24 protein-coding genes are annotated in these 26,850 nt (G+C 35.8%); all 24 read right to left on the minus strand.

All coding sequences use genetic code 11. The annotated features are described in order from the left end of the window. Positions 1 to 812: 812 nt before the first annotated feature. The 24 genes from HHT355_RS13855 to HHT355_RS06260 all read right to left on the minus strand — a co-directional run bounded on the left by HHT355_RS13855 (position 813) and on the right by HHT355_RS06260 (position 26,826). Entirely contained in the window at positions 813 to 1,181 is a 369-nt protein-coding gene (locus HHT355_RS13855) for a S41 family peptidase (RefSeq protein WP_103202550.1), read from the minus strand. Then, positions 1,169 to 2,422 (minus strand): S41 family peptidase, encoded by a 1,254-nt coding sequence (locus tag HHT355_RS13860; protein ID WP_103202551.1) that lies wholly within the window; start codon positions 2,420 to 2,422, stop codon positions 1,169 to 1,171. Before HHT355_RS13860 ends, HHT355_RS13855 begins: the two co-directional genes overlap by 13 nt. A gap of 114 nt (positions 2,423 to 2,536) precedes the next feature. Further along, a complete protein-coding gene (locus tag HHT355_RS06155; RefSeq protein ID WP_103202552.1) occupies positions 2,537 to 2,818 on the minus strand; it encodes a hypothetical protein in 282 nt (93 codons plus the stop codon). A gap of 315 nt (positions 2,819 to 3,133) precedes the next feature. After that, on the minus strand, positions 3,134 to 5,602 hold the full coding sequence (locus tag HHT355_RS06160) for a peptide cleavage/export ABC transporter (RefSeq protein ID WP_103202553.1): 2,469 nt from the start codon (positions 5,600 to 5,602) through the stop codon (positions 3,134 to 3,136). A gap of 629 nt (positions 5,603 to 6,231) precedes the next feature. After that, on the minus strand, positions 6,232 to 7,182 hold the full coding sequence (locus HHT355_RS06170; RefSeq protein ID WP_103202555.1) for a site-2 protease family protein: 951 nt from the start codon (positions 7,180 to 7,182) through the stop codon (positions 6,232 to 6,234). Positions 7,183 to 7,244: 62 nt separating this feature from the next. After that, positions 7,245 to 7,841 carry a hypothetical protein gene (locus HHT355_RS06175; protein WP_103202556.1) on the minus strand — a complete coding sequence of 199 codons (597 nt, stop codon included), beginning with the start codon at positions 7,839 to 7,841 and terminating at the stop codon, positions 7,245 to 7,247. Positions 7,842 to 7,944: 103 nt separating this feature from the next. Then, positions 7,945 to 8,079, minus strand: a complete 135-nt coding sequence (locus tag HHT355_RS13865) for a hypothetical protein (RefSeq protein WP_278320044.1) — start codon at positions 8,077 to 8,079, stop codon at positions 7,945 to 7,947. A 265-nt stretch (positions 8,080 to 8,344) separates the two neighbouring features. Then, positions 8,345 to 9,502 (minus strand): LCP family protein, encoded by a 1,158-nt coding sequence (locus HHT355_RS06180; RefSeq protein WP_103202557.1) that lies wholly within the window; start codon positions 9,500 to 9,502, stop codon positions 8,345 to 8,347. Between the two features lie 326 nt (positions 9,503 to 9,828). After that, positions 9,829 to 11,913, minus strand: coding sequence for a polyribonucleotide nucleotidyltransferase (locus HHT355_RS06185; RefSeq protein ID WP_103202558.1), 2,085 nt, complete (start codon positions 11,911 to 11,913; stop codon positions 9,829 to 9,831). 370 nt (positions 11,914 to 12,283) lie between these two features. Beyond that, positions 12,284 to 13,681, minus strand: a complete 1,398-nt coding sequence (locus HHT355_RS06190) for an MATE family efflux transporter (RefSeq protein ID WP_103202559.1) — start codon at positions 13,679 to 13,681, stop codon at positions 12,284 to 12,286. Between the two features lie 211 nt (positions 13,682 to 13,892). Further along, entirely contained in the window at positions 13,893 to 14,159 is a 267-nt protein-coding gene (gene rpsO, locus HHT355_RS06195; RefSeq protein WP_103202560.1) for a 30S ribosomal protein S15, read from the minus strand. A 156-nt stretch (positions 14,160 to 14,315) separates the two neighbouring features. Further along, entirely contained in the window at positions 14,316 to 15,065 is a 750-nt protein-coding gene (locus HHT355_RS06200; protein WP_103202561.1) for a zinc ribbon domain-containing protein, read from the minus strand. A 65-nt stretch (positions 15,066 to 15,130) separates the two neighbouring features. Next, a complete protein-coding gene (locus HHT355_RS06205) occupies positions 15,131 to 16,048 on the minus strand; it encodes a bifunctional riboflavin kinase/FAD synthetase (protein WP_103202562.1) in 918 nt (305 codons plus the stop codon). Positions 16,049 to 16,066: 18 nt separating this feature from the next. Further along, on the minus strand, positions 16,067 to 16,978 hold the full coding sequence (truB, locus tag HHT355_RS06210; protein WP_103202563.1) for a tRNA pseudouridine(55) synthase TruB: 912 nt from the start codon (positions 16,976 to 16,978) through the stop codon (positions 16,067 to 16,069). Between the two features lie 14 nt (positions 16,979 to 16,992). Then, positions 16,993 to 17,982 carry a DHH family phosphoesterase gene (locus HHT355_RS06215; RefSeq protein WP_103202564.1) on the minus strand — a complete coding sequence of 330 codons (990 nt, stop codon included), beginning with the start codon at positions 17,980 to 17,982 and terminating at the stop codon, positions 16,993 to 16,995. Between the two features lie 87 nt (positions 17,983 to 18,069). Then, complete coding sequence (rbfA, locus tag HHT355_RS06220) at positions 18,070 to 18,501, minus strand: 30S ribosome-binding factor RbfA (RefSeq protein WP_103202565.1); 432 nt, start codon at positions 18,499 to 18,501, stop codon at positions 18,070 to 18,072. 48 nt (positions 18,502 to 18,549) lie between these two features. Next, the gene (gene infB / locus HHT355_RS06225) at positions 18,550 to 21,714 is read right to left on the minus strand and encodes a translation initiation factor IF-2 (RefSeq protein WP_330403377.1); all 3,165 of its coding nucleotides are present in this window, start codon (positions 21,712 to 21,714) and stop codon (positions 18,550 to 18,552) included. A gap of 23 nt (positions 21,715 to 21,737) precedes the next feature. Further along, positions 21,738 to 22,052, minus strand: coding sequence for a L7Ae/L30e/S12e/Gadd45 family ribosomal protein (locus HHT355_RS06230; RefSeq protein ID WP_103202566.1), 315 nt, complete (start codon positions 22,050 to 22,052; stop codon positions 21,738 to 21,740). After that, positions 22,024 to 22,311 (minus strand): RNase P modulator RnpM, encoded by a 288-nt coding sequence (gene rnpM / locus HHT355_RS06235; RefSeq protein WP_103202567.1) that lies wholly within the window; start codon positions 22,309 to 22,311, stop codon positions 22,024 to 22,026. Before rnpM ends, HHT355_RS06230 begins: the two co-directional genes overlap by 29 nt. 14 nt (positions 22,312 to 22,325) lie before the next feature. After that, positions 22,326 to 23,372, minus strand: coding sequence for a transcription termination factor NusA (nusA, locus tag HHT355_RS06240; RefSeq protein WP_103202568.1), 1,047 nt, complete (start codon positions 23,370 to 23,372; stop codon positions 22,326 to 22,328). 40 nt (positions 23,373 to 23,412) lie between these two features. After that, entirely contained in the window at positions 23,413 to 23,880 is a 468-nt protein-coding gene (gene rimP, locus HHT355_RS06245; protein ID WP_103202569.1) for a ribosome maturation factor RimP, read from the minus strand. Between the two features lie 218 nt (positions 23,881 to 24,098). Next, positions 24,099 to 24,869, minus strand: a complete 771-nt coding sequence (locus HHT355_RS06250; protein WP_103202570.1) for an amino acid ABC transporter ATP-binding protein — start codon at positions 24,867 to 24,869, stop codon at positions 24,099 to 24,101. A 36-nt stretch (positions 24,870 to 24,905) separates the two neighbouring features. Next, on the minus strand, positions 24,906 to 25,565 hold the full coding sequence (locus HHT355_RS06255; RefSeq protein ID WP_103202571.1) for an amino acid ABC transporter permease: 660 nt from the start codon (positions 25,563 to 25,565) through the stop codon (positions 24,906 to 24,908). A gap of 352 nt (positions 25,566 to 25,917) precedes the next feature. Further along, the gene (locus HHT355_RS06260) at positions 25,918 to 26,826 is read right to left on the minus strand and encodes an amino acid ABC transporter substrate-binding protein (protein ID WP_103202572.1); all 909 of its coding nucleotides are present in this window, start codon (positions 26,824 to 26,826) and stop codon (positions 25,918 to 25,920) included. Between the last annotated feature and the right edge of the window lie 24 nt (positions 26,827 to 26,850).

A 26,850-nucleotide genomic window follows, 5' to 3' on the forward strand; every position in this document is an offset into this window, starting at 1 on the left:
CAAATAACAATATTGTTATCCTCTCTAGGCTTACAAAGAAATATGACAATTTAGTGCCACAAAACCCCTGCTATGTTCTGGTCTGTGACCGAAATCATAGCAGGGGTTTAATCAACCATGATTTTTATATATATGCTATAATGATATTTTATTTAACCTTATATTAAATATAATAAAGTGATAATCTTATCTTTTGGTATCTTATATCAATAAATAAGCCTAAGTACTGATAGGTTTTTTATAGTATACAAGACAAAAATAAACTAATAATCCTATTGCAAATAAGATAAATTTAAAAATATCTAATACATGATAAAATGCAAAATCAATCACTAAGCTTGCTATAACCAATAATATAGTGGTACTGACTTTATGTGCATTTTTTAAATTATATAAAGAATAAAACATGCACATTCCAATTAGTATAAAAAAAACTAAATAAGCAGGTGCTTCATCAAGCAAAGATAAAGATATAAGTACGGTACTTGTTGTCTGAAGCGCTAGCAATATAGGCTTCTTTATTGATATTTTTTTTCGTGATAGTATATCTATTGCTCCTAATAAACCGATACCAATAGCAAAATATATAACTGAAATTAATTCAACAGAATTTATTAAAATTCATATTAAGAAAACAGCAATAAAATCTATCATAATTAGTATCCAAGTGCTTCTTTAGCAGATTGTACTGCTACATTTGATAAGCACCTGTTATTTCACCCTTTCCAGCATAATATAGTCCACAAAATGGCACCAGCTACTAACAAATTAGAACTATTTACATAATTCATAATTATTCCAGATAATAAGCTTTATAAATCTTCTGAAATTAACTTATTCACAATAAACTTTAGCTGTGTATCATATTTAAGCATTTCATTTATTGTCTTAAGTCCGCTTTCAATATTAATACCTTTTTTATAATCATAAATATTTGGGGTAACATAATAATCAGGTGCTGTTCCGTATTTTGAATTAGACATACCGTCTTTATTTATTCCGTAAGACCCCATAAAACTTATTAATATCCCGCTATTTGGCAATCTTATTACACAACTAGTATCTCCCAAACCTTCTCCTGCCGTATTTTGCCCTACCAAAATTGCATGATTGCCGTTTTTCATTATTGCAGCGAATGTGTCTGCAGCCGAACCTGTCGCCTCACAAATTAGTACATACATGTTTTTAGATATTGCGGGTTTTTTTCCCCATATTCAATTTTACGTTTATATGAGTAATATAAATTGGTTTTATTTTTTATTCCAATTACAGGATTCTTGATTATTTTACTTCTATACTCATATTTAAATGCAGAATGAAATTCTGTAAACGGTACATAGTACTTATATGTAAATTTGTATTCTTTATTTATAAAGTGATCTAAAATACCATCAATAAATGTCAATAGATGTCCGCCATTATTGTTTCTTATATCAAAAATTACAGTATCAATACTATCCTTCTTTTCAATAATCTCCTCTGAAAGCTTACGTATTTTATTAAGATATCTGATTTGAAAAGAATCTATCCTATAATAACAAATCCGTTTTACTTCATCTAATAAATAAAAAATTTCAGGTTGCTCTTCATTTAAGTTATAAATATATGAAAATTCATACTCAGGCGCATGATATAGATTATATTCTATCCCGTTATTCATTCGAACCGATACCGGTTCGCCTTGAACCTTATTAAAAATTAGACTACTAAAATATAATGCATTCTTCCTAAAACTGAAATTCTTATTTAATATACTTTCATGGTTGTCAATGAACTCCTGTACCGGCTGGCCATTAATATGAGTAATATAAGTGTCAAAAAATTCAGTCTCATAATACCTTCCGTCAATATACTTAAATTTTACTATGTCATCCAAATTATAATTTTTTACATTCTCATATAATAGATTTTTCCAATATTGAAGTCGTTCTATATATAAATTATTTTCCATGATATTGGACAAATTATTTACCTGAATATTTTCCAGAAAAACAGGGTCAGGAAACAAAAGATAAGTATGTGCACTTTTAACAGTCGAAAAATATTTATACAGAGTAAGATAAAATTCAAAATCATTTTTCGTATCTTCTATCAACTTACGAAACTTATCATTTTTCTCTTCAAAAACTATTCCGTATATTTCTTCATCTATATGAATCAATGGATAATTCTCATACATAAAATCTATCATAAACTGAAAATCAGCTGCTTTTTCTTCAACCGACAAAGAATCCGATTCCTTTTTATTGTTATTTACCAAATTATAATCCTTATAATTTATGCCTACATATGGTTTCCTGAATTTATCACTAAAAAAAATCAAATCTACAAGAAAATATATATCCCATATGATAATAATACTAAGAAATATTATCTTTATCATCTTTTTAATGTTATGTTTAGAAAACTTAATTTTAAACATATATTCTCCTTATTTGATAACCTCCTATGTTTTTTGAGGTTGGAAATCCATTTTTTTGAAAACATAGGAGGTTATTAATTTAATATAAAGATAAATCAGATCATACCAAAATTCTTAAGTTATGTATTGATATAATGTTAAATAACTAACGCCTCCACCGCCGTAATAACTACTGCTGGTTTGACTTTTTTCGATCCTTTCAAGTCTTGCCGTTTCGGCTTTATATGCTTTATCATAATAATAATCATAAATATGATCTTTTCCGGTTTCGTATATTCCATTTAATGTTATAAGCGTACCTGCTATTGATAAAATCGTACCAATAACGCATCCACCGCTTAATTCTAATATTTGATCATCAGGAATATTTTCAAAAGCCAAATCAGCAATAACCATCTACTTCACCTCATTCTCGTTGATTTTTATAGTAGTAATAATCATTATATGCATCAACTGTTCCGCGTCTGGTACCTTCTGCTGCTGCATTTTTATATTCACTGACAACATATTAACAACCGCTTTACCTACATCATAAACTATATAGCAACAGGTGCAAAAACAGGTACCAAAAGAATTATAATTGTCACTTCCTTTTTTAAAATATAAATTAATATTTAAGACACTGTCACACTAACATAAATTTACAATATATAACATGACATATTTGAAAAATTATTTATATATAATCAGCTAATACCTTGGCAGATAATGTTATGACACTATATAATTGTCAAGAATATCCTGCCACATAATAACATCATAACAGCTCTGATAATATGCCACTTTTGCCGCTTTCAATTCAACTAAACTTTCTAGAACTTCAATCCTGCTGGCTCTCTTATATTTAAACTTTGAAGTTAAAGTATCGTATCTTTTTTCTTTTATTTGCAGTTCCTTTAAAGCAGCCTCTCTTGATTTATATGCCTGCTCATAAGAATGAATCGCATTATTTACATAAGTATAAATATTTTCAACCAGCTCATCTTTCTGTAATTTGTAGTAATCTACTTTCATTTCCACCTGACGATAAGCTGTACCGCTACTAATATAACCAGTATTGTAATATTCTTTATAACTTTTATCCATAACATATATTTTGTCACATTTCTTAATTGTACTTAATCTATGGGCAATAATTATGGTGGTCATATTTCTGCTGTACTCATCAAGAGTTTCCTGAATTGCCCTCTCAGATATAGAATCCAGATTGCTGGTTGCTTCATCCAATATAAGAATATCCGGTTTTTTTAATATGGCCCTGGCTATTGCAAGCCGTTGTCTTTGTCCGCCGGATAAATTGGAACCGTTTTCTTCTAATCTGGTCTCGTATCTTAAAGGTAATTCATTAATAAAATCATGAGCCTGAGCCTTTTTAGCAGCATCAATAACTTCCTCAGTCGTGACATCATCCAACCCCAATACAAGGTTTTCCATTATGCTTCCGCTGAACAAAAATATTTCCTGCGGAATATATGCTATTTTATCTCTTAAACATTCTAGATTTATATCTTTAATATTATTGTTGTTTATTAATATTTCACCTGATTCCGGAGAATATAGATTAAGCAACAATTTAACCAGCGTAGTCTTTCCTGAGCCGCTTTCACCTACAAGTGCAATTTTTTCCCCTTGCTTAATATGCAGATTTATATTTTCTAGTACAGGTCTTCTTGTTCCATATCTGAATGTAATATTTTTAAATATTATGTCTCCATGCAGAGAAGTTGGTTTTAGTTTCTTTTCTTCATCTATTCCTTTTTCTATTTCTAAATCTAAAATTTCACCTAATCTGTCGGCAGCTACAATTGCTGTTTGTATTTGTGGTTGAAGATTAATAAGATTTTTAACGGGATCAAGAAAATAAGCCAGCAATGAATTAAAGGTAATCAATTGTCCAATAGTCAAATTACCTTTTATAACATTGTAGGCTCCAACCCAAACAATAATTATTCCTCCTGTAAGTTCAACAAACTCCACCAAAGACCCCTGAAGATTGCTGACCCAACTTAATTTGAATACACTTTTCAACAAACGAATGAATTTAGTTTCTGTTTCTAAATCTACTTTGCGTTCGGCATTGTAAGCTTTTACAGTTTGAATTCCGTTTAAAGATTCAACCATATATGATGTAAGCTGTGCATTATTCTCCATCTGAACCTGATTTAGTTTTTTATACCATTCATTAAAACAGAATACTATAGCAAAATAGAAGATTACTACTATGACTGTAACGGCAAACATCTTACCGTTTTGCATATAAAGAATTATACCGCCTGCTACAGCCATAATGGTATCAATCATTATGGTTAGAGTAGCTCCAGAAATTGCATCCCTGACTTTTGATGCGTCTTGAAACCTCGAAATAATTTCACCAACTTTTCTTGTCCCAAAAAAATTCATAGGTAACTTTAGGACATGACTGTAATATCCAAGCAATAACGCTATATCCAACTTTTGACTTAAATACAAAAGCAAATGGGAACGGATTGCTGCAAGTAATACCTTAAAAAGATTTAACAGTATAATTCCTATAGACAAAATATGTAATGTTTTTTGTAATCCCCCTGGGAGAATATCGTCTAGCAAAACTTTAAAATAAAATGAACCCAAAATTCCTAATAAAGTTAAAATAAGTGATGCAACAAATATGTTAAGCAGCAATCGCTTTTGAGGTTTTAGTAAATAAAAAAATCTTTGAAATAAGCCCTTTGTATCATCCCCTTTTTGAAAAGAGGTATTGGGAACCATAAGGATAAGTACACCACTCCACTGATATTTTGGTGGTTTTCCTTCTTCTGACTTCTCACCAAAGAATTCTTCGGGCGTCAGTTTTACAATACCTTTTGCAGGATCTGCTATAATCACTTGCTTTTTTGATATTTTATGTATTACAACATAATGAAGAAGCACTCCGTCAACTATGACATGCGCTATACATGGCAGAGGAAATTCAGAAAAGAATGCATTCTTATCCCCTCTTACTCCCTTTGCAGTAAATCCAAGTTGTTCGGCTGCTTTTATGACACCATACGCGTTAGTCCCCTGCTTGTCCGTTCCTGCTATCTCTCTTATTTTTGTAATAGAGGTGCTGTATCCATATTGCTTAGAAATTGTGGCCAGACAAGCCGCACCACAATCCGTGATATCATGTTGTTTTACGCAATAGTACCTTTTAAACATTTACTTCACCGTATATTTAATTATATGATTTATGAGAATTCCTAATACTATACTTTATAAATCTTCTGAGATTAACTTATTGACAATAAACTTTAGCTGTGTATCATATTTAAGCATTTCATTCATTGCTTTTTGTCTGTTATCTATAATATTACCTTTTTTAAAATCATAAATATCTTGGGTAACATAATAATAGGGTGCTGTTCCATATTTTGTATTAGATGTATCGTCTTTATTTATTGCGTTCTTCCAATTTAAAAAACGGAATTCTTACAATCAGCAAATATGCAAATATAATGTTATATACTGAATAAAAAACATAAAAATAAAAATTAATCTTACTGCCTAAATCAAAAATCGTTATTAGACCTAAAAGTACGGTTGTCATAAATAAACTAAACCACGCCATACATAATAATGGTTTTGTAATAAATTTTACTTTGTTACTGCTGCTATCATTCATTTAGCTCGCCCCACTTATACCCTTACAGTAATCTATCGGAAATGATGTTAAGATTTATCCTAAAACATTAAAAAATTATCCTATCAATTGAAGTCATTCTTGCACTTATATGACAGGTGCCTGAGTTAAGATGATAATTTCTATTCAATAAAAAAATTTAAAATTATCAAAAGATAACCCATATAGAAAATAAAATACTGATACAGCAAATAATTACTCTTTCTATCAAAGTTAATTTGCGATTAATTATTATTGGTATCAATGTATATATGCATCTAAAACCATCAAATCCGATAATAGGTAATAAATTAAAAAAAGAAACTCCCCATGAAAATACTGCAGTAATTACAAGAAACACATTAAAGTTATATGTAAAATTCATATTTTTCTTAAATATATAATTACTATAGGGATTAGATATATCTTCTATAACCGAGGTTTTTCCTGTAATTAATTCACCTATAGATTCTATTACAATTTTAATAAGATCCCGGATCGTATAGCGTACAGCTAAAAACTTTTCTTTAAAAGTTTGCTCATAAAAATATACATCTTTTATTGTAGGCGTATAATCCGAATTATCAGCATAATACTCAACATATAATCTGTCATTATTATTTTTTGAAAATGTAAGTATATTTACTTTATCAGAATTAAGCAGTATTTCAATATCAGATATACGGAAAACTCTATTGCCGTTTATACTGCGGAGTCTGTAATCTTTTTCTATTCCTTGCTCTAATAATTGCTGGTTATAAATCTTTTCAACTCGTAGTCCAAGAATATTTCCTGATGCAAAAATAAGTATTATTGCTAAAACCAAGCTGAAAAAAGGCCCTGCCAAATAACAAAGCATCTTTTTAAAATTAAAAATTCTTATGGATTGACCCATGATTTCATAATTTGCATCTAATTCCGGGGATGCAACATATCCGCCGATAGGTATCAGCCGTAAGCTATATTTTGTATCTTTATGTTTAAATAAAATTAGTTTTGGCCCAATTCCTATAGATATTTCTTCTACATTAAAACCACATAATTTTAGCATAAGAAAATGTCCCAATTCATGTATACTTATTACAACAATTGCTCCAAGAATAAACAGTATAATATCCATAAAAATTATAACCCTTTCTTGAAGAAGTTAAATTCATAAATCCTTATACATAAATATGCTTTCTAATCATCAGTAAAAAATGATAATATTATAATAATTAAAGTCTCCAATTTATGAAATTTAAATTCATCAAATAACTTATCAACATACTTTTTCATAAAATAATCTGTTATCGAAGTATCCTTATTATCCGTATTTTCTATCTTTGACATAACATATTTTATTATATTATTGCTTTCAAAATTAAACTCTATCTTAAAATCATTTGAAATTTTATATTTCTTTCGACACATCTTACATTTTTTTAATTCAATTATATATCCCTGTTCTACTAATGAATTTAAAATGGCTTCCATATATCTTTTATATTGCCTTGAACTGTAAATAATATGCTTTTCAACTATAGCAGTTAAACTTTGCTTTTTTGATTTAGTTAATATTAATAATAATTCTTTAAGAAAATCATCTTGCAATTTATTGTTATCATAACCAGAGATAGATATTAGACAATTTTTTTTTAAATCAATAGCGCCATATTGAAAAAGCTCCCAGATTCCTATAGCCAGCAGACCCAATTTGCATTTTTTTCTATAAATAATTTTTGGTTTATCCTTTAATATATATAATAAATACTGTTGTGATAAATTTAAATTTCTCATACATATCTCCATAATCTATTATATTTTATTAATATTTATTCATTATACTTAAAAATACAGGCATATTTATTATTATAAATATGCCTGTATTTTTAACGTAAAATTAATCAAAGAAATAATCCAAAGCTTTCTTGGCTACCCAAATACCTGCTCCTTTCACTAATCCTTGTGCAAAATATTTGGCACCAACTTTTACAGCACCCCATAATAAGGCAGCTCCACCGTCTATTCGTAACATTCGTTTTCAGTTAAATATACAAAGTTCTCCATACTTATACCTCGTAATAATGTATTTAATCAAATATTTTATCTAATACCTTTTGTGCAACATAAGATCCCCATGTATTTACTTTTATCAATATTATAATCCATAATTTTACATGCATCAAGGGTAATTATTTTTTTTGTTATGGTTGAACAAACTGTTAATGCAAATATTTTAGCATACATATTATTTTATTCCGTTACATAATATTTTATTATTTTACATATAGTGTATCTTGTTAGTTTTGCCTCTTTATTGTATAAATTTTCTTTAAAATTTCATTAATATTCTTTTCTATATCTATTATCAGTACATCCTTCCCCTTAATTTTTGCATATTTGTAACTACCGTCTACAGGTATCCGCCATTGTTTAAATTCATATCTGAAATAATCCGGCAGGTTTATAATATGGGATATTATCTCCTTTTCACTTAAATTTGTTGTTACTTTTGGAAGGACTTTATTTAGAATGTTAAGTATATCTAATAAACCGATATTTTTCATCTTTTCAAAAATCTGCTCCAAAACTTTTCGCTGTCTGGCCGTTCTTGCAAAATCGGTGCCTGCATAACGAATTCTGCTGTATCCCAATGTCTGTTTGCCGTTAAGCAAATACTTTCCCGCAGCCGGAATCAAATCCTTATCTGTATCTTCATTTAAAAACATATTTATATTACGTATATTACTGTTCAAAAAAGGGAGCTCTTCTTCAGTTACCTCTACGGTTACTCCCCCTAAAATATCAATAATCTCTAAAAAGGCAATGAAATCAACCGCCACATAGCCGTCCAGCTTGATTTTGAAATTATTTTCTATTGTTTCTGTCAGAAGTTTGGCTCCTCCCAGGGCATAAGCAGCATTTAAACGGTTGCTCTTTTTACCCGGAATATTCAGATATATGTCTCTTAACAATGAAGTAAGTACTATCTCTTTATTCTTTTTGCTGACGGACAGAACCATCATGGCATCTGAACGGCCGCGGTCATCCGGATCCCTTGAATCGCTGCCTATCAGCAGTACGTTAAATACATTCTTATCTTTCATAACCGGTATATCTGCTATTTTTTCGTATTCGGAAAGAAAATTTAAATCCTCATCTGTTGAATCAGATACGTTATCCACATTAATGTCATCGATACTTAATTCATCCTGAAAGGCTTCCGATACTTGATTCTCTATCATATGCACGTTCTCATCAATATCAATATTGTCATTGTAATCTTCGGCATAGACATAATCGTCCTCTTGACTTCGGTCTATCACGTTCATCTTCCTGATGTAATTCCTGATAACCATATAACCGATGAAAAAAACAGTTACAAAAAACGCAAAACCGGTACCCAAAGAAACCAGAACTGCTTTTTTAACTTTCAGCTTCCTCAACGTCTTTTTCATATAACCACCATTATGCTTTATATATTGCCTGTAAAATTGTCATTATATATCCGTTTGCAAATCATTTTAAATTTCATTCATTAATCTTTATTCACAAGTATTAAAAATATAAAATAAGCTTTTATGGCCTGATTTATCCTCTCCCATATTTAACATAATTATTCACAAAAATATTTACCGATAAAATTAATAAACTCTAAAATAAAAAAAGCTGCCTAAATGGCAGCATAAATTAAATCGGAATATTTAAAGGATGAATTCATCCAAGTTACCAAGATAAACCCATCCTTTGCAGTATACTTATTTTATTGTAAAACTATTATATCTTACAGGTCTTTCATACTGAAGGACACTCTTCCCATCTTGTCAGGACCCAGGCAAACAACTTTTACCCTGTCTCCTAAGGTAAGGATGTCTTCAACATGACGAACCCTCTGCTTTGACATCTTGGAAATATGAAGGAGGCCTTCCTTACCGGGCGCAAACTCTAAGAATGCACCGAATTCTTTTATGCTGATAACTTTACCTTCGTAAATCTTGCCTTCTTCAAAATCACTTACAATTGTCTGTATCATCTGTGCAGCCCTGTCGATGCTGTCCTTATCCTGTCCGCAAATGGATACGGCACCGTCATCGGTTATATCAATCTTAACTCCGGTCTGTTCGATGATGGCATTGATGGTCTTGCCTCTCTGTCCGACAACATCACCGATCTTGGCAGGATCAATCTTAATCTGAATAATCTTCGGTGAATAAGGGCCGACTTCGGGTCTGGGTTTGGATATAACCGGAGCCATTACTTCATCTATAATATGAATTCTTGCTTCTCTTGCTCTATAAATGGCTTTTTCTACAATTTCCCTTGTAAGGCCGTGGATCTTGATATCCATCTGTATTGCCGTAATACCTTTATGGGTTCCGGCCACCTTAAAGTCCATATCACCGAAGAAATCCTCAAGCCCTTGTATGTCTGTAAGCAGTACATAATCGTCATCGGTTTCACCGGTAACCAGTCCTACGGATATACCGGCAACCATGGCCTTAATGGGTACGCCGGCAGCCATAAGGGACAGGGTTGAAGCACATACACTGGCTTGGGAAGTGGATCCGTTTGACTCCAATACTTCCGATACCGTACGGATAGCATAAGGGAATTCTTCTTCGGAAGGAAGTACCGGAACCAAAGCTTTTTCAGCCAAAGCACCGTGACCTATTTCCCTTCTTCCGGGACCTCTAGAAGGCTTAGTCTCACCGACGGAATATGAAGGGAAATTATAATGGTGCATATATCTTTTAACCGTTTCATTTTCATCTATACCGTCAAGCCTTTGGGTTTCAGCCAAAGCGCCCAGGGTTGTAACAGTCAAAACCTGAGTCTGACCGCGGGTAAACATACCCGAGCCGTGAGTTCTTGGAAGAATATCAATTTCGGCAGAAAGCTTTCTCATTTCATCCAATTTACGGCCGTCCGGGCGTTTTTTGTCCTTTAATATCATCTTTCTTACGGTCTTTTTCTGGAACTTATAAACCGCATCGTTTATAAACGGAACCCAATCGGGATGATCCGTTTCATAACGTTCAGTAAGTTTTTCAACTATAGCTTTGATATTTTCTTCCCTGACCTGTTTTTCGTCGGTAAATACAGCTTCTTCCATAGCCTCGGGGGTTATGAAATTAACCATATCCTCATACATTTCGTCAGGTACTTTAAATCTTTCATATTCATGCTTGGGCTTGCCGCACTCTGCCACAATCTTATCTATAAATTCAATTATTTTCTTATTAATTTCATGGGCGGCATAAATAGCCTCAATCATTTTATCTTCCTGGATCTCATTGGCACCTGCTTCTATCATTATGACTTTATCCCTGGTAGATGCAACGGTAAGGGCCAAATCTGACTTTTCCCTTTGTGCTGATGTCGGATTAAATACCAGTTCTCCGTCGACCATACCTACCATGGTAGCAGCTACCGGTCCGTTAAAAGGTATATCGGAAATACAGGTGGCTATAGATGAACCCAGCATAGCCGTAAGTTCCGGCGAGCAATCTTGGTCAACGCAAAGTACCAGGTTATCGATAGTAACGTCGTTCCTGTAATCATCCGGAAACAAAGGCCTCATAGGCCTGTCAATGGCGCGGGATGCCAATATGGCATTTTCTGAAGGCTTACCTTCCCTCTTAATAAATCCGCCGGGAATTTTTCCTACGGCATATAACTTTTCTTCATATTCGACACTTAACGGAAAGAAATCTATTCCTTCTCTGGGCTTATCCGATGCCGTTGCTGTTGACAATACTACCGTATCACCATAATGCATCAAAGCTGCTCCGTTTGCCTGGGCGGCCATTCTGCCTATATCAACTCTAAGTGTCCTGCCGCACAGTTCCATTGTGTAACTTTTGTACATACTTTAGCTCTCCTTTTCCTAATTTAATTTGCAGAGCCGTAAGGCACCGAAACGACTGAAAAACCTACCGATTTGTAAAATCCAATAATCAATAGGCTTTTCAGTAGTCTCGGGTTGTCCTTAAACGGCTCTAACTCTATTATTATATCATTATTATTTCCGATTTGCTACAATAAATTTCCTATGTTTCAATATTATATATATTTTTATTAAAAACTTTCTACCTATAATAATGCTCCTTCTTGCGAAAGTTATACTGCATATGCGCAAGAGGAGCATTATTAATCAACTTTATAACATAGTGCCAACAATTCAATTCATCTACTGCAAATTACTAAAAACAAAGCCTTAGTGCAAATAAATATAGATCCTAAGCCACTATATTTTTTAGCCACTTTTTCTGCCTATACCTTATATAACTGAAGATCAGCTTATACACTTCTTCAATCATAATCATGGCATATACGATGTATATAGGAAGTTTAAATACCAGTCCTCCCAATACAGCCATTGGAATTCCCACCAGATAAACACTGGTTACGTCAAGAAATAATGATGCTTTGGTATCTCCTCCGCTTCTTAGTATCGCCACAATAAAAAGGGAGTTTAACATCCTGACCGGCATGTATAAGGCAAAAACTGTTATGCAGAGTATAACATATTCAAAAACCTCATCCGATACATCAAAAATCGAAGCAACAGGAATTCTTGCCATAAGTACAATTATAGCTCCGACAATTGATAATAAGAACATCATAACTATATAATTTTTTGCGTGTTCCTCTGCCTTGTCAAGTTCATTGGAGCCCAGTTCGTTTCCAAGCAATACCGCAGAAGCATTACAAATGCCAAAAAATAATACCAAGGCTACCTGCTCAACTGTATTTGTAATAGTAATGGCTGCAGTTGCCGCATCTCCCATCCTACCGTATACCAGAGAATACATGGTAACACCAAATCCCCACATAAACTCATTGGCAATTACGGGAGAGGCGGTGCGAATATACTTGGTAAGAAAGAGTTTATTAAGAAACGGTTCACCCGTTTCTTTATGTTTGTTATACTTTTGGTGAATAAAATCACCCAGTTTTCCGTCACCGGTTTTATGGGAATAAACTAGTATTAATAATGCTGCGCATTCTACGATTCTTGCGATAACCGTAGCTAAAGCCGCTCCTGCCACACCCATCCTGGGAAAGCCAAAATTCCCAAATATAAGGCAATAATTAAAAAATACATTCACCATGATGGATATGCCTGTTATAATAACCGGCAGCTTAACATAATTCATACTCCTTAAGACTGATACGAACGCCACGGAAATCGCGACTAAAGGATAGCTGAATACGATTATAACAAGATATTTCCTACCTTCCTGAATCGTTCCGGCTAGAGGAGTAAATATTCTCATAACAAACTCTGGAAAGAAAAAGCCCGGAATGACAAACAGAAGCGATCCGCCGACTCCTATTAATATGGCGATACGCAAAACCCGTTTAATATTTAAAAGTTCACCCTTTCCCCAATATTGGGAGGCCAATATTCCTGAGCCGCTGCTAATTCCGAAAGTCAGCAAAGCAAATATAAAGAAATATTTGTTGGCAAGTCCTACGGCTGCTATGCTGGTTTCACCGAGTTTACCTATCATTAAGGTATCAACCAGATTAACCAGGTTATTCAACAGATTTTGCAGTACAATCGGTATGGTAAGTGCAAATGTCTTTTTTAAAAATTCCTTATCTTTCAGTATAATTTTTAGTCTTTTCATAATGCCTCTTTACGTAAATTTCAATATTATAGTTTAGTTTTCCAATTAGATATAGTTTATTTTGTCATTTAAATATTTAGACAAATATCTTTGCATCTAATATACCTGTCAAATCTTTAAAAGACTGACAAACAGGTACATTTATTACTTCAAATAATGTTGAATAAAAAACTGCTCCATAAATTTTGCAAAGGAGCAGTTTTTGATTTAATTACTTTCTTAAATTTAAACGCTCAATCAGTTCACGATAGGACTCAATGTTTGTTCTCTTAAGGTACTCAAGAAGTCCTCTTCTTTGACCAACCATCTTAAGAAGTCCTCTTCTGGAATGATGGTCTTTCTTATTATTCTTCAGGTGCTCAGTTAACTGATTAATTCTTTCTGTTAACAATGCAATCTGTACCTCGGGTGAACCTGTGTCTTGAGGAGTCCTTCCGTACTCTTTAATAATTTCAGCTTTTCTTTCTTTGCTAAGCATATCTTTTCCTCCTTTAATAATTTAAACACCAAATACCAAGAAAAGGCCGGAGTTTCCCAATTTCCGAGTATTGGCTGGTTAACCACAACAGCTATAATATCATAATAATTTCATGTTTTCAACTACAAATTTATTTTAATTTAGATAATTTTTCCCTTATTTTAGCTTTGTCCCGCACGACCCGCAATAAATTGCATCATTTTCATTGACTCTTCCACATCTTGTACAAACAGTACCCTGATTTTCCGTATTTGTCATATGAACCTTATCATTTTCCTTTAGGTCTTCCATAGATTCAGGGGCCTGTATAGACTGTGCCGATATCTGATCTGACGGTGCTTGTTCGTAAGGCTGCGAAGTCTGTGATTGCATATGAGTAGTACTACCGTTATTCTGTCTGCCAAAGGGCGGACGGGAATATGTATTTTTAGACTGTGCTTCGCCGAGAATATTTGATATTATCCCTATTTTAACATCTTTTCCGATCAGGGTCATGATTATGCATATGACATAGACGGCTGTAACAGCCGCATCAACAAGAAACGATAACAGCAATATTATAAAAATAGGGAAAAAAACAGGCGCACTTCTAAAATAATTGAACGAATAGAAGAAATTTTCAATCTTTATATTGTCCAGTCCTCCGTTAAATAAAGACGCAAATGATGTAATCAAATTAATCACAAAGTAAATAAGTTGAAACAGAATTGCAAAGACATATGAGTGTTTTACCGCATTCTTTACTTTGTCGTCAAAATTTAAAGTAAATACCGTCGCAGCAAATATCAAGGCAATAATAAGCGTACCGGACATATTTTTAGATAAAAAATATCCTATCAGATAAGCGAATACAACCAGGATAGTAACCGGTATGCCTAAGTTCTTCTTTTCACGAAGTTTTTCCATAACAATTACATCCTTCCCGTATTTTTCTATATATTACCATATAGTCCGGTTTTTAGTCAATTAATCTAAATACCGAAATACTTTTTTCCCAAATCCAAATCTTCTGCCATTCTGTGCTTTAACTCATCTAAACTTCCGAATTTGATTTCCGGCCTTATATATTTAAGAAACTCGACCGAAACCTCCTGCCCGTATAGATTCATGTTAAAATCATAGATATATGTTTCTATACCCACCGGTTCTTCGTTGCCGACAGTAGGTTTAACACCTATATTGGTCATACCGGGATAGGCTTTGCCATCTATAATTGTCCGGGAAATATATACACCCCTTGGCGGAAGAAGTTTGTTTGCCGGAGGTATAAGATTAATCGTTGGCATTCCCAAAGTTCTTCCGATTTTCTTTCCGTGAAGTACCCTTCCGAATACGGAATAGGGGGCTCCAAGCATGGCATTTACCGCTTCAATATTTCCTTTTTCCAGTTCATTTCTGATAACCGAACTGCTTATAACCTTATCCTTCCATGTTTTCTTCTCAAAGGTAATAACTTTAAAGCCATAGATATCCTCCATGGCTTTGAGCATATTTACGTCTCCTCTTCGCTCCCGTCCAAATCTGAAATCATTTCCTACAACAATTACTTTTGCATCCAGTTTTTGGACCAGAATATCCTTTACAAAATCCTCCGGTTCAAGGCTCTTTGTATAAAATGTAAAAGGATAGGATATCAATATATCCAAACCGTATTTTTCAAGCTTTGCCTTCTTTTCCTCTTCCGTATAAATCAATTTAATCTCATTATCGGAAATTACATTATGGGGATGATACAAAAAAGTAAACATCACAGAAGTCATCCCCAGTTTTTTCTGAGACAAAACCTCATTAATCAGCATTTGGTGTCCCAGATGGAGTCCGTCGAATTTACCCAATGTTACTGCGCTGTTATTAATATAAAATTCTGTTTTTCCCGCTATATATTTCATTAAATCCTCCGGTAGTAATTATAAAAACATTTTATAAGCGACAAACTTGCTCAAATCAGCATCAAAACGATAAATACCGACAAAAACTCCCCTTGAATCATAAACCCGAACCAAAGCTCCCCCACTTATAGTATCCTGATCAGATAAGAAGTCCAGATTTCTTTTAAAAAAGGCATTGCCATTGTAAACGAGCTTATCGTATTTGCTGCTCATAACCGCTTTTGGGTATGACGAAAAAATCTCATCTACAGAAACAATATGTCCGCCGATAGTACCGCTGCGGACATATTCTTCCACTTCACTTAAATATAATGACCCGGAAATATCAAAATTACCGACTCTGGTACGCAGCAGGGTTTTCATAACTCCTCCGCATCCCAAAATTTCCCCGATATCATGAAGCAATGTCCTGATATAGGTTCCTTTACCGCAATCAACCCTAAGCCTTACCTCATGTTCATCCGGGTCAAATTTGAGAATTTCTATATTATAAATCATTACCTTCCGGGAGCTTCTTTCTATTTCTTTACCCTGCCTTGCCAGTTCATAAAGTTTTTTTCCGTTAACCTTTACGGCAGAATACATGGGCGGTATCTGGTCATAGCCTCCGATAAACCTTTCAACCGCTTCTTTTATCTGTTGTAAATCCACATTCACGGAAGCTTCTTTTAAAACATTTCCCGTCATATCCTGGGTATCGGTTACTATACCTAGTTTCATAACCGCTTCATATGTTTTGTCTTTATCTACGATTAAATCAACGACTTTTGTAGCTTTGCCTATACATACGGGAAGGACACCTTCCGCTTCAGGATCCAAGGTGCCCGTGTGTCCGATTTTTTTTATTTTTAATATACCTCTCATTTTTGCCACAACATCATGAGAGGTATATCCTTTTTCTTTATATATATTAATAATTCCGTCAATCAATTTTATCTGCCCCTTTAAAGAGCATTTCCTGCCCTTAACTGTTCTTCAATATGAGGAGTCAGAGTGTTTATTATGTCCTGAACGGTACCTGCCATTGTGCAGCCGGCAGCTTTAATATGTCCACCTCCGCCAAAATAATAGGCAATCTTGCTGACGTCCACAATACTGTTTGATCTTAAACTTACCTTATGTTCATTCTCATTGGTTTCATATATAAATATGGCCACTTCACAGCCTTTTGCGGTACGCAGCTGATCGATTATCCCGTTTAGGTCTCCAAAGCTTGCCCCGTAAAAATCGAGCACTTTACGCTCAATACTTGATACGATCACCTTACCGCCCAAAAGAACCTGGCTTTCCATAAGGCATCTGCCCATTATCTGAAGCTGCATATAAGTCTTCTGGATAAAGGTTTCATCGATCAGTCTGGTAAAATCTATACCTTTTCTGATAAGGCCTGCCGCAATCTCCATAGTTTTATCCGAGGTACTGCTGTTTTTAAACATACCGGTATCGTGGACTATACCTATATAAAGACTTTTGGCAATATCCTTTGTTATTCTGCTATTGTCCATCAGATTATATAAAACTTCACAGGTGGATGAAGCATCTGCCACCACATGGTTTATATCGGCAAAGAAAACATTTGTAATATGGTGATCAATACAAATCCTTTTCTTTGCCGATTCAAAATACTTAATGGCAAAACCTAAGCGGTCGGGACTGCTGCTATCCAGAGAAATAAACACATCATATACCTCATCGTTATCACTGGTATGTCTTATGTGTTCCGTACCGGAAAGGATATTAAACTCCTCACCAAAAGGCTCGAGATATACATCAACACGCTCAAGTCCAAGCTCTTTTCGGCATTCATTCAAGTACATATACAATGCCGTACATGAGCCTATACAATCTCCGTCCGGCCTGATATGGCCGGCTATTGCAACCTTTTTAGAATTTAACAATGCATCTTCGATATTTTTATTCGTAAAAATACTCATTTTAATATCCTTTCAGCCTGAAATACTTTTATCGGTAACGCATTTTAGTCAGTGTCATCTTTATATCTTTCTTTTGTCATGTAATTATTATTCATCTTCCGCCACATCATCGTCCGCTATATCTTCATCTGTTTCATCAATGTCCACTTCTTTTGCATTCTGTGATGATTGAGCACTAACTTTATCAATTAATCTTGAAATATTAATACCATATTCAATGGAGTTGTCTATGATAAAGATAAGCTCCGGTGTATTACGTAAGTTTAAGTTTTTAGCCAGTTGGCCGCGCATGAAGGATGCCGCACTTTTAAGGCCCTGATAAGTATCGTTTTTGGCTTTCTCGTCACCCATAACGCTTATATATACTTTTGCAGTCTTTAAATCCGGAGCCACTTCCACATCAACCACTGAGGTCATCGGGTGAATCCTCGGATCTTTTATTTCCCTGCTGATTAAATTGCTCAGCTCTCTTTTTACCTCACCGTTTATTCTGGTGTTTTTGATGCTGTTCTTCCTCATACTATCACCCATACCTTTCTAACCAGTAGCTTATCCGGTATACCCATTTTATCTGGGTACCTCTGTTATAACATAGAATTCAACCTGGTCGCCAACTCTTATATCATTGTATCTTTCAAATACCAGTCCACATTCGTATCCGGCAGCAACTTCTTTTACGTCATCCTGGAATCTCTTTAAGGATGCCAGGCTGCCGTCATATACCAGAATGTTGTCTCTGTAAATACGGGCCTTGCTGCTTCTTGTGATCTTGCCGTCAAGAACGTAAGAACCGGCAATGGTACCGATACCGGATGCTTTGAATGTCTGACGGACTTCGGCATGGCCGATAACCTGTTCCTCAAATACGGGATCAAGCAAGCCTTTGATAGCGGCTTCAACATCGTTAATGGCATTGTATATAACCTTGTAAAGTTTTATCTCTACTTTCTCCTGTTCAGCTCTTTCTTTTGCAATATTGTCGGGTTTTACGTTAAATCCGATTATAATGGCGTTGGATGTACTTGCAAGAATGACGTCGGATTCGTTAATTGCGCCTACACCGCCATGGATTACCCGTACTGCAACCTCTTCATTGCTGAGCTTAACCAGGCTTTGCTTTAATGCCTCAACGGATCCCTGAACATCGGCCTTAATAATTAAGTTAAGGTCTTTAATATTACCGGCCTGAATCTGAGAGAACAAACCGTCCAGGGTTATCTTTGATTTAGTTTCAGCAACCAGTTTTTCCTTACTTTGAGCAATATATACTTCTGCTATATGTCTTGCTTCTTTTTCTGTGTCTGTTACTACAAATATCTCACCCACATCGGGAACGGAATTTAAACCCAATATCTCGACAGGTGTAGAAGGAGTTGCTTCTTTGACTTTTCTTCCGTTCTCATCTATCATGGCACGGACCTTACCGTATGAAGATCCGACGGCAATGTTATCCCCTACACGTAAAGTACCTTTCTGGACGAGGATGGTTGCCACAGGTCCTCTACCTTTATCAAGCTGTGCCTCAATAACCAGACCTCTTGCCTTGCGGTTGGGATTTGCTTTAAGCTCCTCAATTTCTGCCGTAAGCAAAATCATTTCAAGCAGCTGGTCTATTCCTTCTTTGGTATGGGCCGATACGGGAACCATGATGGTATCTCCGCCCCAATCTTCGGCAATAAGATTATATTCGGTAAGTTCCTGTTTTACTCTTTCAATATTGGCACTGGGCTTATCGATTTTATTAATAGCCACAATTATCTGTACACCGGCTGCCTTTGCATGGCTGATAGCCTCAACTGTCTGAGGCATAACACCGTCATCGGCTGCAACTACCAGAATCGCAATATCGGTTGCCTGAGCTCCTCTCATACGCATGGATGTAAATGCCTCATGACCGGGAGTATCAAGGAAAGTAATTTTTTCTCCGTTAATCTCAACCGTGTAGGCACCGATATGCTGAGTAATTCCTCCTGCTTCCTTTGCTGTCACATTGGTTTGTCTTATGGCATCAAGAAGGGATGTTTTACCGTGGTCAACGTGGCCCATAACACAAACTACCGGAGGTCGTTTTACCAAAGTGGAAGGATCGTCCTCCTGGTCTTTAAGAAGTTCTTCCAATTCATTAACCTTTACTTCTTTTTCCGCTATAATGTCATACTCTAAGGCAATCTCCTCGGCTTCTTCAAAGGTTATTTCCTGATTGATGGTAACAACCTTTCCTTCCAGGAATAACTTCTTAATCAAAGCCGAACTGGGTACTTTCATTTTTTCGGCCAGTTCTTTGATAGTCACTACCTCAGGTAAAGAAATAACTTTGATTTCTTCTTTCTTTTCTTCTACCGGCTTAGGTTTAATGAATTGTCCCTTCTTAATTTTATTTAAAATAATATCCTCTTCATCAAATTGTGGCCCTTTTTCCCTGTACTTATCTTTGACGTTTCTGTCCCTGTTTTTCTTGCTACTGAAGTCGTTTCTTTCAGCTACTTTTTGATCCAGCATCTGTTGGTCAAAATCCTTTCTGTCATTTGTTCTTCCTGAACTTGATCCTTTTATATTATTTGTACCTTTTTGCATATTTTCGTCTTTAGAATATTTTTGATAATCTTTTCCTTGACCTTTCTGCTGTCCCTGCGGCTTATCCGCTTTTGAATGGACAGAAGTTTTTTGCTCATCCTTATAGGGCTTTTGATTCTTGGATGTACCCGGCTGCCCCTTCGGTTGTTGTGCCTGTTGTTTAGCATGACCTGATTGCTGGCTTCTTGACTGATTTGCTCCAGATGCTTTTGCCGAAGTTTGACCGGATTGCTTTTGAGCAGGCTGTCCTTGGGAAGCCCCTACAGGCGCCTGACCTTTTTGCTGCTGGTTTTGGGCCTGGCCTTTTTGAGTCTGATCTTTTTGAGCCTGAACTTTCTGTGCCTGGCCTTTTTGAGCCTGATTCTTTTGCTGTTGGGTTTTTTGTGCCTTATTTTGCTGCCCGGCTATATTTGCATTATTTGCAGCCCCTGCAGAGCCGTTTGTATTGCCCGAAGTACTTGCAGCAGCTGCTAAAGTACTTGTCGTATTATTTGAAACCGCAGAACCTGCGGTACCGGCAGCATTAGTTATATTATCGGTACCTGAAGTACTTGCGTTGCCGGCAGTATTTGAGGTACCGGATACACTTGCATTGTTTGCAACATTAGCCGAACTTACAGCAGCTTCCTGCTGTGTTTTTGCCGCAGCCGTCGTCTGCGGTCTTGCTGGAACGTTAGGCCTTACCCCCACTGCAGGACTTCCCTGGGAAGCAACCGGTATTCCCTGTCCTCTGGCTCCGGGCCCTTGCGACCTTGCAGGACTGACCGCCTGAGGTCTTGCCGGAACATTAGGTCTTACACCTGAAGTTAAGGGTTGAACCGGTATTCCCTGTCTTGTCTGCATGGGTCTTTGACCTGCAACTTCCATATGGGCGGCATTACCTTGTGCTTCTTTCGCTAGTGACAGCTCCTGACCTAATTCACTTTTATGACTTGCAGTACGCACCACGTTATCTGCAGGAGGTTCGGAAGTTTTGGTTACCGAAGAAATAAAATGCTCCTTAACAGCCTTCACTTCATGGTCCTCAAGATTACTGCTGTGAGTTTTCTTAACCCCCAGGCTCTGTTCAAGAAAGTTCAATATATCTTTACTCTCGATATTACCATGAGTTTCTTCATTTATTAAATTTTTTAATTCAAATACTCTCATTTTCGCCATACTTACTACCTCCGTTAATCTCACTACATCTTTTTAAGTTCCTTCTCAATCGCGTCTGCCAAGCCTTTATCAAGTACTGCCAAAGAAGCACGAAATTCCTTTCCCATTGCGTGACCTAGATCATCTTTGGTTCCGAAAAAATATATAGGAACACTATAATAAATGCACATGTCTCTAAATCTTTTCTTGGTATTGTCAGATGCATCTTCAGCTACTATGACTAAGGCTGCCTTGTATTCTTTCACCGCCTTTTCAGTTAGAAATTCACCGCTTACTATGTTGTTGGATTTTGTAGCAATGCCTAACAGGCTAAGTACTTTTCTTTGTGTCGGATTCAAGTGATACCAACTCCTTTTCCAGGTTGGCAAGCAATTCTTTGGGTATCTCCACCTTTAGTGATCGTTCCAAACCCTTTGACTTTATTGCTTTCTTCAAACAATCGACCGAACAGCATATATATGCTCCCCTGCCGTTTTTCTTTCCGGTAGTATCAACAATAATGTCTTCTTCGGGAGTTCTCAATATGCGGATCAGTTCTTTCTTTGGCTTAGATACACCGCATCCTGTGCATAATCTCATCGGTATTTTCTTTGCCACTATCTATCACATCCTTAATTTCCCATAACCTGGGATTCGCTCTTAATATCGATCTTATATCCCGTAAGTTTTGCAGCCAGTCTGGCATTCTGTCCTTCTTTACCGATAGCCAAGGAAAGCTGATAATCGGGAACGATAACCCTTGCACTTTTTTCTTCTTCATTAACATGAACGGATACTACCTTGGCAGGGCTTAAGGCATTCTCTATAAGCTTAGCCGGATCGTCACTCCAATTTATAATATCAATTTTCTCATCTCTCAGTTCATAAACAATGGCATTTACCCTTGCTCCGTTAACACCTACACAGGCTCCGACCGCATCTACATTGGGATCATTGCTCCATACGGCTATTTTAGTCCTGGAACCGGCTTCACGGGCAATAGCTTTAATCTCCACAGTACCGTCCTGAATTTCTGCAACTTCCGCTTCAAATAAACGCTTAACCAGTTCGGGGTGAGTCCTGGAAACCAAAATACGAGGTCCCTTCGGTGTGTCCTTAACTTCAAGGACATACAGCTTGATACGTTCCGTAGGATGGAAAACCTCACCCTTAACCTGTTCATTTTCATTAAGCATAGCATCAACTTTTCCAAGATTTATGCTTATATTATTGCCTACATACCGTTGCACGATACCGGTTACGATATCTCTTTCCTTTGTTACATACTGTTCATACAGAACTTTTCTTTCTTCTTCACGAATCTTTTGAACGACAACCTGTTTTGCTTTCTGCGCCGCAATCCTGCCGAAATTCTTCGGAGTCACTTCAATATTTACTGTATCTCCGACGTTAAGAGTGACATCCTTCTTTCTTGCCTCTGCCAGGCTGATTTGCGTAACGGGGTCTGTAACTTGTTCTACAACTTGTTTCATGGCATAAACATTTACCACACCGGTTTCACGGTCAATATTAACTTTAATATTATCTGCTCTGCCAAAATTATTTTTGCATGCTGCAACCAGCGAATTCTCAAGGGCTTCCAAAATAACTTCCTTTTTAATATCCTTTTCTTTCTCAAGCTGGTTCAGTGCTTCAATCAGTTCCCTGTTCGCATCCATTTTCAGACTTCTCCCTTCATATTATAAAGCAATTATATATTTAAAAATCAATAGTCAGACGGACCACAGCAATATCTTTTCTCGGAATTTCCATTTCAGTCTGATCGTCAATCTGAATTTTAATAACATTGGCATCATAACCTTTTAAGATGCCCACCCATTCCTTTTTCTTGTCAATAGGCTTATAGAGCTTAATTTCTACTTCCTCACCGATGCTTTTATCAAAATGTTTATCTTTTTTAAGCTGTCTTCCGAGTCCCGGTGAGCTTACTTCAAGCACATATGAATCGGGTATAAAATCTTCTTCGTCGAGCAAATCGCTAAGCTTCCTGCTCACCAACTCACAATCGTCAATGGTTATGCCGCCTTCCTTGTCAATATAGACTCGCAGATACCAGTTGCCGCCTTCTTTGACATATTCCACATCATACAATGTAAAATTGTTTTCTGCCAAGATAGGCTCCAGTAATTTTTCTGTTTTTTTCTCGTATACTTCGCGGTTTGCCAACTCATTCCCTGCCTTTCAAAAATCAGATTATTTATTGTATAAAAATAATCATCCTTCTTATAGAAATTACCTTGTTTACAAAATACAAGAGTGGACTTGCGTCCACTCCCAATTAGTCTTACCATTTAGTACTGTTGATATTATAACAAACAAAGCCAATATTTGCAAGTGTTATTTTATTTATATTTAAACATCTTAACCTTGCCAAATCTTTGATTTTAATAAAACTGATTATAGGAATTCATCTGGCTTAAAAATTCTTTTGTCCTTTGGTTTACAGAATTGCCAAAAATTTCTTGAGGTGTTCCCTGCTCAACAATAAATCCCTTATCCATAAATATAACCCGGTCTGATACTTCTTTTGCAAATGCCATCTCATGGGTTACTATAACCATTGTCATCTTTTCCTTGGCTAAATTCTTTATAACCTTAAGAATTTCTCCCGTAAGTTCCGGATCCAATGCAGAAGTCGGCTCATCAAAGAAAAGGATTTTGGGATTTAAGGCCAAGGCCCTGGCTATGGCTATTCTTTGCTGCTGCCCACCGGAAAGTTCGCAAGGATACGCATGGGATTTGTCAGCCAGGTTCATCTTATAAAGAAGCTCCATGGCAATCTTTGTGGCTTCATCTTTGCTTCTTTTAAGAACAACAATTTGTGGATCAATTATATTTTTCAAAACCGAATAATGGGGAAAGAGATTAAAATTCTGAAACACCAGACCAACTTTTAGCTGGATTTCGTGCAAAGTATTTGTATCGGCATAAACTGTTTTTCCGTCTTTTGTATCAACCATAACCTTGCCGTCAATCTCTATCTTTCCGCTGTCCACTCTTTCAAGCTGTGTAAGACAGCGAAGCAAAGTGGATTTGCCAGACCCTGAGGGTCCTATTATAGAAACCACTTCCCCCTCTTTAACTTCCAGAGATATATTTTCAAGCACATTTACATCATCAAATTTCTTTTTTATATTATAAGCCTTAACAAGCATTTATATCCTCCGAAAAAATAAATAATAACAGCAGCCTTATATTTTATAATAATCAAATTTCTTTTCTATTAACTTAAAGGCAAACTCAACCGCCGTATTCATAACCAGATAAAATAAGGCGGCTATCATTACAGGTATTGCCGAAAAGTATTTTGACCCTGCCTTGGATGCCACATCGAATATTTCACTTACCGAAATTACCTGGGCCAGGGCGGTATCTTTAACCAAAGTCATAAACTCATTGCCGGTAGCCGGAATAACATTTTTAACAACCTGTGGGAGAATAATCCTCATAAACGTCTGAAGTCTGCTGTAGCCCAGCACTTTTGCCGCTTCGTACTGGCCTTTCGGTATCGCAGCAATACCTCCTCTGAAAATTTCACCAAAATATGCCGCATAGTTTATTACAAATGCTACTATGCAGGCCGTAAACCGTTCAAAGCCCTTACCGAATATGTAAAACGGACCGTACATGAAAAAGAACAGCTGTAACATAAGGGGTGTACCCCGGAATATAAGCTGGTATATCCTTGTGGGCAGGCTGATTATCTTAAAACGGCTTCTTCTTGCCAGGGCAACCAGAAAACCTAAGGGTACAGAAAACAATATGGTAAGAAAAAAAATCTTTAGTACAGTACCTGTTGCGGCAAACATATTTTTTAATATTAAATCTATAGGTATATTATCGATTTTCATAGCAGGTAACCTTTCTTTTTAAATTAGCACTTTACCATATTACCATAATGATGTGCCATTTTCAATCTTATTTTAATTCCTTTATTTTCTAAATTTTTTATTAACATTAAATACAATATATTGACAAAATATATAAAATACATCATACTATATATATCCCCATATATTGAAACTTTTCGACATTAATTATCGCTGACACTTTTAATCTCGAAATTTTCTCACATTAGTAAGAAGGTTTCACCACACCATATGTACTTATGTACTTCAAGGTATGTGTGAAACCTTCTTACTTTAGATTGCTTTACAAAATAATTGGTTATCGGAAGGATGTTTTATCGCTTAATATATACTTCTATTCAATAATTGTTATATCTGACCCGAACCATTTTGTAGAAATTCTTTCTACGGTTCCGTCTGCCTTCAGTTCTCTTAATGCATTATTAATAGCCTCTGCCAGGGCTTCTTCACCTTTTCTGAAACCGATCGCATATTTTTCAGCAACCAAGGTGTCTTTCAGAACAACAAAATCTTTGCCTGCTTCATTAATCATATAAGCTGCAACTACTGAATCCATAAGAACCGCATCGGAATTGCCGGTCTCAAGGTCCATAAGTGCAGTTACATAATCTTTAAAGCTGGAATTGATTTCTCCGAGAGATTCCCTGAACTCTGAATTTTCTTCCATATATAAAGCTTCTTCGGCAGATGATCTGCCCTGGACCGCAAGCCTCTTTCCCGCCATATCTTCTTTGGTATTTATGCCGCTGTCTTTTTTAACAACTATCGCAATGGCATTTTCCATATACGGTATAGATAAGGTCAGGCTTTCCATTCTTTCTGGCGTAACAGAAAAACCGTTCCAGATACAGTCAATATTTTTGGTATTTAACTCATGTTCTTTAGCCTCCCAGTCAATCGGCTGCAATACCAGCTCAACCCCGAGCTTTTCACATACGGCTTTGGCCATATCTATGTCAAAACCTACGATTTCACCTGAATCATCCCGAAATCCCATCGGAGGAAAAGCATCATCAAGCCCCAGTATCAGCTTGCCCCTGCTTTTTATATACTCCAATGAGTTATCACTTTGATCTTCCCCCTGCTTCTTTAGATCCTCGTCTTGCCCCTGTTCTTGATTATTATTATTGGCCGTATCTTCTACCACCTGATCCGATGTCGTATTCTTTTCTTTTTTTGCACAGGCAGCAAAAGCGATTGCCAGTAAAATTGCTGTCATAAAAATAAATAACCTTTTTTTCATAACTTTCCTCCCTATATACTTGCA

Source organism: Herbinix hemicellulosilytica, from assembly GCF_002904165.1.
Lineage (GTDB): Bacteria > Bacillota > Clostridia > Lachnospirales > Lachnospiraceae > Mobilitalea > Mobilitalea hemicellulosilytica.